A 6316-nucleotide genomic window follows, 5' to 3' on the forward strand; every position below is an offset into this window, starting at 1 on the left:
GAAGATGACCGAGATGATCGGCGTGATCGACGGCATCGCCTTTCAGACCAACATCCTGGCGCTCAATGCCTCGGTGGAGGCGGCCCGGGCCGGCGAGCACGGGCGCGGCTTTGCCGTGGTGGCAAGCGAGGTGCGAAGCCTCGCCGGTCGCTCCGCCGATGCGGCCCAGGAGATTCGCCGCATGATCGACAGCGCCACCCAGGAAGTCGACGGCGGGCGCACGGCGGTGACCCAGGCGGAAGCCTCGATCGAGAACGTGATGCGCCAGGTCAGCCGGGTGAACGAGCTGATGGCCTCGATCACCGATGCCTCGAGCGAGCAGAGCAGCGGCATCGGCCAGATCAACGGCGCCATCGCCGAGATGGACAGCGCCACCCAGCAGAACGCCCACAAGGTGCAGATGATCGCCGACTCCGCCGACAACCTCACCGTCGAGGTGTTCGAGCTCGCCAACGTGGTCGATGCCTTCCGCCTCGAGGGCGCCCAGGAGGAGAACGTCCACGCGGCCATCGAAAGGCTCGACCGCATCCACCAGGCAAGCGACCGCCGGAGCCCGGCGCTGGCCGCGCCGTGACCCGCCCGAGCGGGCTATATAAACGCCCGCTCATCTAGCGCCGAAAGCGCCACTCGTGCCACAATCCCTGCGCTGGATTCATCCGCCAGGCCCAGGCCTGGCATCGAACGATCGCGCCCGAGCGCGACGCAAAAAAGCAGTAGAGGACACCATGCCCGAGTATCGCTCCCGTACCACCACCGCCGGTCGCAACATGGCCGGTGCCCGCGCGCTGTGGCGCGCCACCGGCATGAAGGACGACGATTTCCACAAGCCGATCATCGCCGTGGCCAACTCCTTCACCCAGTTCGTGCCGGGGCACGTGCACCTGAAGGACATGGGCCAGCTCGTGGCCCGCGAGATCGAGAAGGCCGGGGGCGTTGCCAAGGAGTTCAACACCATCGCCGTCGACGACGGCATCGCCATGGGCCACGACGGCATGCTCTACTCGCTGCCGAGCCGCGACATCATCGCCGACAGCGTCGAGTACATGTGCAACGCCCACTGCGCCGATGCGCTGGTGTGCATCTCCAACTGCGACAAGATCACCCCGGGAATGCTGATGGCCGCCATGCGCCTCAACATTCCGGTCGTCTTCGTCTCCGGCGGGCCGATGGAAGCGGGCAAGACCAAGCTGCTGGATCACGGCCTGGATCTGGTCGACGCCATGGTGATGGCCGCCGACGACAGCGTCGACGACGAGACGCTGGCGGAAATCGAGCGCAGCGCCTGCCCGACCTGCGGCAGCTGCTCCGGCATGTTCACCGCCAACTCGATGAACTGCCTGACCGAAGCGCTGGGCCTGGCGCTGCCGGGCAACGGCACGGTGCTCGCCACCCACGCCGACCGCCGCCGGCTGTTCGAAACCGCCGGCCACCGCATCGTGGAGCTGGCCAAGCGCTACTACGAAGGCGAAGAGGCGCACCTGCTGCCTCGCGCCATCGGCTCGAAAGCCGCGTTCGAGAACGCCATGACCCTGGACATCGCCATGGGCGGCTCCACCAACACCATCCTGCACCTGCTGGCCGCTGCCCAGGAAGCCGAGATCGACTTCACCCTGGCCGACATCGACCGGCTCTCGCGCACCGTGCCTCAGCTCTGCAAGGTGGCGCCCAATACCCAGAAGTACCACATCGAGGACGTTCACCGCGCCGGCGGCATCATGGCGATTCTCGGCGAACTCGATCGCGCCGGCGTGCTCGATACCTCCGTGCCCACGGTCTACGGCGACAGCCTGGCCGCGGCACTCGAGGAGTGGGACATCATGCGCTCGCCGAGCAGCGAGACGGTCGAGTTCTTCAAGGCCGGGCCCGGCGGCATCCCCACCCAGACCGCGTTTTCCCAAAGCGCGCGCTGGCCGAGTCTCGACGGCGACCGCGCCACCGGCTGCATTCGCGATCTCGAACACGCCTTCTCCCGCGAAGGGGGGCTGGCGGTGCTGTTCGGCAACATCGCTCGCGACGGCTGCGTGGTGAAGACCGCCGGTGTCGACGACTCGATCCTGGTGTTCGAAGGCCGCGCCTACGTGGTGGAGTCCCAGGACCAGGCCGTGGCGGACGTGCTCGAGGGCAAGGTGAAGGAGGGCGACGTGGTGGTGATTCGCTACGAGGGCCCGAAGGGCGGCCCGGGCATGCAGGAGATGCTCTACCCGACGTCGTACTTGAAGTCCAAGGGCCTGGGCAAGGCGTGCGCGCTGCTGACCGACGGGCGTTTCTCCGGCGGCACCTCCGGGCTCTCGATCGGCCACGTCTCCCCGGAAGCCGCCGCCGGTGGCGCCATCGGCCTGGTCGAGCAGGGCGACACCATCCTCATCGACATTCCCAATCGCGCGATCAACGTGCAGGTGAGTGATGCCGAGCTCGCCAAGCGCCGCGAAGCGATGGAGGCCCGCGGCAAGGACGCCTGGAAGCCGGTCGACGAGCGCCCGCGCAAGGTCTCCGCCGCCCTCAAGGCCTACGCACTGCTCGCCACCTCCGCCGACAAGGGCGCCGTGCGTGACCTCTCCAAGCTCGACTGAGCCCACACCGCGCTACGCAAGCACCTTTGTAGCGCGGCGTGCGAGGCACCCGCGTGGCGGCGCCAGCCGCCTGGCGAGTGCCACCGCCGCCTGAGGCACCGCTTCGCGCTGCTTTCCGCGGGTGCGCCATCCGGCTTACCCGCGCTACGGTTTGTGCTGCCCCGTAGCGCGGCGTAACGAGCGCCAGCGAGGCACCCGCGTGGCGGCGCCAGCCGCCTCGAGAGTGCCACTGCCGCTTGAAGCACCGCTTCGCGCTGCCTTTCGCGGGTGCGCCATCCGGCTTACCCGCGCTACGGTTTGTGCTACCCGTAGCGCGGCGTAACGAGCGCCAGCGAGGCACCCGCGGGGCGGCGCCAGCCGCCTGGTTCGGCCCCTTAAATCAAGTCCGTCGCATCTCGGCGTCGTTCATCGCGCAGCTTGTCGCGGGCGATGAACAGTGCGGCGATGGCGCGCGCCTCGTGGAAATCCTCGCGCAGCAGCAGGGCGGGCAGCTCCTCGATGGCGTGGGTCTCGACGATCAAGGGCTCAGGCTCGTCGCCGGGTAGCCGCTTGGGGTAGAGGTCGGTGGCCATCAACACCTGGATGCGGTGATGCATGTAATTGGGCGCCATGGAGAGCTCGATGAGCGGCTCGATGCGCCGGGCGCCGAAGCCGCACTCCTCCATCAGCTCGCGGTTGGCAGCGGTGACGAGGTCCTCGCCCGGGTCCACCAGCCCCTTGGGCAGGGTGAGGGTGTACTCCTCGAAGCCGGCGGCGTATTCGCGAATCATCAGCACGTGCTCCGGGTCCGGCATCGCGACGATCATCACCGCTGGTTGGCCGCTGCCGCTCAAGCGCTCGAAGCGGCGCTCGGCGCCGTTGGAAAAGCGCAGGTCCAGCGCCTCGACGTGAAAGAGCTGGCTTCTCGCCACGCTTTCGCGAGCCAGAATGCGCGGCTTGACCGGGTAGCCGGAGGCGTCGTTCGAAGTGGGGATGTCGGGGTGCGGCATGAGGGCCTCCGTGGCTCGAAAAAACGGCTTGGGCTACAATAGCACGCCTACCGTTTCGACTGTCGTTTCAACACCGGAGTGGCCATGATTGATTGGCGCGAGATCGATACCGTCCTGCTCGACATGGACGGCACGCTGCTGGACTTGCACTTTGACAGCCACTTCTGGCTCGAACACCTGCCCAAGCGCTACGCCGAGCTGCACAAGCTCGACCAGGCGACCCAGGACACGCTCAAGGCGCGCATCATCGGCGAGCAGGGTACCCTCAACTGGTACAGCCTGGCCTACTGGAGCCGCGAGCTCGATGTCGACGTGGTGGCGCTCAAGCGCGAAGTGCAGCACCTGATCGGCTTTCGCAGCGACGCGCTGGACTTTCTCACCTGGCTGAAGACGGCCCACCCGCGCGTGGTGCTGGCCACCAACGCCGACCGGGCGAGCCTGTCGCTCAAATTGCCGCTGACGGGGTTGGAAAAGTACCTCGACGCCATCATCTCGTCGGAAGACGTGGGCGCGGCGAAGGAGGAGCAGGCGTTCTGGTTCGCGCTCGCCGAACGCGAACCCTTCGACCCGGCTCGCACTCTGTTCATCGACGACAACCCGCACGTGCTCGAGAGCGCCCGCGAGTTCGGTATCAAGTACCTGATGGGGATCAAGCAGCCTGACAGCCAGCGTCCCGAAAAGGAGCTGCAGGCCTTCATCGCCCTCGATCGATTCGCCCAACTGCTGCCCGGTGATCTGCCAGGGCCGCAAGGAGAGTTCAATGAGTGACAGCGTTCGCCTGGACAAGTGGCTCTGGGCCGCCCGGTTCTTCAAGACCCGGGCACTGGCCAAGAAAGCCATCGAAGGCGGCAAGGTCCATTACGATGGCGCCCGCGTGAAGACCAGCAAGAACGTGGAACTGGGGGCGTTGATTCGCGTGCCCCAAGGGTGGGACATCTTCGAGGTCGAGGTCATAGGGCTTTCCGATCAGCGTCGGGGTGCCCCGGAGGCGCGCACGCTCTACGCCGAGACCGACGAAAGCGTCGCCCGCCGTGCCAAGGAGGCCGAGGCACGCCGTCTTACCAACGAAGTCATGCAGCACCCTCTCAAGCGTCCCGACAAGAAGCAGCGCCGGGATATCCAGCGCTTCCAGCGCCACCAGGGCGAGTGAGCCCGGGCGTCTGTTACCTCTTTTCCTACGGTTTTTTCCATGTCCGATCAAATTCAGCGGTTCCTGTTCGACCAGACCAACGTGCGCGGCGAGATCGTCACGCTCGACACCACCTATTCCGAGGTGCTCTCACGCCACGGCTACCCCCACGCGGTCAACGTGCTGCTCGGTGAGCTGCTCGCCGCCGTGGCGCTTCTGACCGACACGGTGAAGCTCGACGGCACGCTGAGCATCGAGGTGCGCGGGCGGGGCGATCTCTCCCTGCTCATGGCGGAATCCAACCCCGGTGGCGAGCTGCGCGCCATCGCTCGCCTGGATGAAGAAGGGGTGCTTCCCGCCGAGGACGCCGGCTTTCGCGAGCTGGTGGGCGAGGGCCAGATCGTGATCACCCTCGATCCCAAGGAAGGCCGGCGCTACCAGGGCATCGTCGCGCTCGAGTTCGATACCCTGAGCGCCTGCCTCGAGGCCTACTTCAGCCAGTCCGAGCAGCTGCCCACCCGGCTGTGGCTGGCCGCCGACGGCCAGAAGGCCGGCGGGCTCCTGCTCCAGCGCCTGCCGGACGCCTCCCAGAACCAGGACATCGACGCCTGGGAGCGCAGCGTGCACCTGGCCAAGACGATCAAGCGCGAGGAGCTTCTCGGGCTCGAGCAGCGCGAGGTGCTCTACCGGCTCTATCATGAAGAGACCGTGCGGGTGTTCGATCCCAAGACGCTGCGTTTTGGCTGCACCTGCTCGCGCGAGCGCATGAGTCACGCGCTGCACACCTTGGGCGAGGCGGAACTGAAGGACATTCTGGCCGATCAGGGCGAAATCGACACCCAATGCCACTTCTGCCACACGAAATATCACTACACGGCGGCAGAAATCGAGGCATTGATCGACAACCCCGACGCGCCGACACCGGCCATCCATTGAGCTTGTAGTCGGCATTTTAGGTGTGAAGGGGCAAAGCTCGTTGCCAGCATGCCTGATCAGCGCTGGCTTCTTGGACCAAAGGCAAACGAGTGTTTGAAAAACTACCGCAGCGCAGCACGAAAAATCCCGAAATTGTAGTAGTTTAACTACAAAATGGATCGCTCAAGCCCCTGTTTTACGGGGGCTTTCTTTTTGCCATAATGCGCCGGTCTTCAGTGCTCGGCCGCTTGTCACCTGGCCGGGGAGAACTCGTTCAGCGTAGAAAGCCCAGGCTTTCCGCCATGGCCAACGGCCCAGGAATCGACATGACCACGACTCACGCCACTTCCCAAACCCACGTCAACCTCAGCACCGCCGAACTGGTCGAGCGGGCGGTGGCCCGTGGCGAAGGCCGCCTGTCGGCGGACGGCGCCCTGGTGGTGAATACCGGCGAGCGCACCGGTCGCTCGCCGAAGGACCGCTTCATCGTCGACGAGCCCGGCACCCGCGACCAGATCGACTGGGGCAGCGTCAACCGCCCGTTCGACGCCGACAAGTTCGCGGCACTCTGGACGCGGGTCGAGGCGTACCTGAATGAGCGTGAGCACTTCGTCAGCGAGCTTCACGTGGGCAGCGACACCACCCACTACCTGCCGGTCCGCGTGGCCACCGAAACCGCCTGGCAGAACCTGTTCGGTCGCACCATGTTCGTG

General features: G+C 66.1%; 7 protein-coding genes. 6 read left to right on the forward strand and 1 reads right to left on the reverse strand.

Features of this window, described 5'->3' with window-relative positions:
- Together BIS11_RS08840 and ilvD are read left to right on the forward strand one after the other, a co-directional pair.
- A partial coding sequence (locus tag BIS11_RS08840; RefSeq protein ID WP_253585938.1) for a methyl-accepting chemotaxis protein occupies positions 1-574 on the forward strand: 574 nt, incomplete at its 5' end.
- Positions 575-725: 151 nt separating this feature from the next.
- Entirely contained in the window at positions 726-2570 is a 1845-nt protein-coding gene (gene ilvD, locus BIS11_RS08845) for a dihydroxy-acid dehydratase (protein ID WP_253420013.1), read from the forward strand.
- A gap of 374 nt (positions 2571-2944) precedes the next feature.
- Here the strand turns inward: ilvD and nudE are convergent, their stop codons facing one another.
- On the reverse strand, positions 2945-3559 hold the full coding sequence (gene nudE, locus BIS11_RS08850; RefSeq protein ID WP_253420017.1) for an ADP compounds hydrolase NudE: 615 nt from the start codon (positions 3557-3559) through the stop codon (positions 2945-2947).
- An 84-nt stretch (positions 3560-3643) separates the two neighbouring features.
- Here nudE and yrfG point away from each other — a divergent pair, with 84 nt between their 5' ends.
- From yrfG to BIS11_RS08870, 4 genes are all read left to right on the forward strand, one after another.
- Positions 3644-4327 carry a GMP/IMP nucleotidase gene (gene yrfG, locus BIS11_RS08855; RefSeq protein ID WP_253420019.1) on the forward strand — a complete coding sequence of 228 codons (684 nt, stop codon included), beginning with the start codon at positions 3644-3646 and terminating at the stop codon, positions 4325-4327.
- A complete protein-coding gene (gene hslR / locus BIS11_RS08860) occupies positions 4320-4709 on the forward strand; it encodes a ribosome-associated heat shock protein Hsp15 (RefSeq protein ID WP_253420022.1) in 390 nt (129 codons plus the stop codon). Before yrfG ends, hslR begins: the two co-directional genes overlap by 8 nt.
- A gap of 39 nt (positions 4710-4748) precedes the next feature.
- Entirely contained in the window at positions 4749-5624 is an 876-nt protein-coding gene (gene hslO, locus BIS11_RS08865; protein ID WP_253420025.1) for an Hsp33 family molecular chaperone HslO, read from the forward strand.
- A 305-nt stretch (positions 5625-5929) separates the two neighbouring features.
- A partial coding sequence (locus tag BIS11_RS08870; RefSeq protein ID WP_253585939.1) for a phosphoenolpyruvate carboxykinase (ATP) occupies positions 5930-6316 on the forward strand: 387 nt, incomplete at its 3' end.

Source organism: Halomonas sp. 707D4, from assembly GCF_024158685.1.
GTDB lineage: Bacteria > Pseudomonadota > Gammaproteobacteria > Pseudomonadales > Halomonadaceae > Vreelandella.

Excerpts from the sequence above, each read along its gene's own strand:
- ilvD (WP_253420013.1), top strand. The coding sequence starts at position 726 with ATGCCCGAGTATCGCTCCCGTACCACCACCGCCGGTCGCAACATGGCC.
- nudE (WP_253420017.1), bottom strand. The coding sequence starts at position 3,559 with ATGCCGCACCCCGACATCCCCACTTCGAACGACGCCTCCGGCTACCCG.
- yrfG (WP_253420019.1), top strand. The coding sequence starts at position 3,644 with ATGATTGATTGGCGCGAGATCGATACCGTCCTGCTCGACATGGACGGC.
- hslR (WP_253420022.1), top strand. The coding sequence starts at position 4,320 with ATGAGTGACAGCGTTCGCCTGGACAAGTGGCTCTGGGCCGCCCGGTTC.
- hslO (WP_253420025.1), top strand. The coding sequence starts at position 4,749 with ATGTCCGATCAAATTCAGCGGTTCCTGTTCGACCAGACCAACGTGCGC.